Here is a 1703-nt window from a genome sequence, read left to right on the forward strand (position 1 = left end):
TTTTTGATTGTAGTGGCTAGATTGAAATGTCCGCTTTTGGCTACATAGAAATGTCCGCTTTCGGGCCGCGTAAGCTGTCCGGCTGCCGGTTTGACGGCGCCGGAGGCTGCGATGGCTGCAACGGAGCGGATCACGATGACGATGCGCGAACTGGACCGATTCAAGGTCATTCAGGATGTAGCGGACGGCAAGCTTAAGCCATGGCGTGCAGCGGAACGGCTGGAGTTGACGACACGTCAGGTTCGCCGACTGGTTGCCCGGCTGCGCGAGCACGGGCCGGCGGGACTGGTGTCGGGGCACCGAGCGAAGCCCGGCAACCGTCGCCTGGATCCAGGAGCCGCCGATCGTGCGCTGTCGATCATCCGAGATCGCTACGCCGATTTCGGGCCGACACTGGCCTGCGAGAAGCTCTGGGAGTGTCACGGCATTCGGCTGGCCAAGGAAACGGTCAGGAAGCTAATGACGGAGGCTGGCTTGTGGATTCCACGCCGGCAACGACCGCCGAAGGTCTATCAGCCGCGTGCGCGCCGGGCCTGTCTGGGCGAACTGATCCAGATCGACGGCAGCGATCATCGATGGTTCGAGGAACGGGCGCCGGCCTGCACGCTGCTGGTCTACGTGGACGACGCGACGAGCCGGCTGATGATGCTGCACTTCACGCAGACGGAGTCGACGTTCAGCTACTTCGAGGCAACACGGGCATACATCGAACGGCACGGCAAACCTGGGGCGTTCTACAGCGACAAGGCCAGCGTATTCCGCAACGTGAAGCCAGGAAAGACCGGTAACCGTGTGACGCCGTTCGGCCGCGCGATGTACGAGCTGAACATCGACACGTTCTGCGCGAACAGCAGCTCGGCCAAGGGCCGCGTCGAGCGCGCGCATCTGACGTTGCAGGACCGCTTGGTCAAGGAGATGCGATTGCGCGGAATTAACACGGTGGCCGACGCCAACGCATACGCGCCCTCCTTCATGGCCGCCTACAACACACGCTTCGCGAAGCCGCCGAAGAGCGAGTTCAATGCACACCGGCCGCTGCGGCCCGACGAGAGTCTGGACGTGGTGCTGACATGGCGTGAGCCGCGGAAAGTGACGAAGTCGCTGACGGTACAGTATGACCGGGTGATGTACTTACTGGACGACACGCCGGAGAACAGGAAGCTGATCGACCGGCAGATCGAGGTGTGGGAGTACCCGGATGGACGGATCGAGCTCCGTGCTGACGATCGCGTGCTGCGCTGCCGGCAGTACGATCGTTTGACTGAAATAGATCAGGGTGCCGTCGTCGAGCACAAGCGTTTGAGCCATGTGTTGCAGGTCGCGCAAGCGCTTCAGGCGCAACGCGATAACCGCCGAATCGGTAAAGCGCCGTCTCGAACGCATCGTGGCGACTCGACGCGGACCAACCGAAACGAGGCAGAGCCGGGTAAGAAGAAGCAGCGCAAGATCACGCAGGCCGACGTCGAGCATGTAATCGTGGATCTGACGCAACGTCGGCAAACCGCCAAGCCAGCGGACAAACCTGGCCGTCGGTCTGCAAAAGCTGAGGAAGCGAGCGTAAGCGCCCTGCCCGTTCAGGCGCGGACCTTCGACACTGCGTAATGCTTAAAACGAGGAAAAAACGCAGCAAAACCAACCTTGAAACCGGACATTTTTAAATGGCTGGAAGGTGGACATCTGAATCCGGGTATGACATTGATTGT

General features: G+C 60.9%; 1 protein-coding gene. It reads left to right on the top strand.

The features are described from left to right. Positions 1–111 precede the first annotated feature (111 nt). Positions 112–1602, top strand: a complete 1491-nt coding sequence (locus JMF90_RS36030; protein ID WP_054928691.1) for an ISNCY family transposase — start codon at positions 112–114, stop codon at positions 1600–1602. Positions 1603–1703: the final 101 nt, after the last annotated feature.

Source organism: Burkholderia sp. E168m23, assembly GCF_016586125.1.
Taxonomy (GTDB): domain Bacteria; phylum Pseudomonadota; class Gammaproteobacteria; order Burkholderiales; family Burkholderiaceae; genus Burkholderia; species Burkholderia orbicola.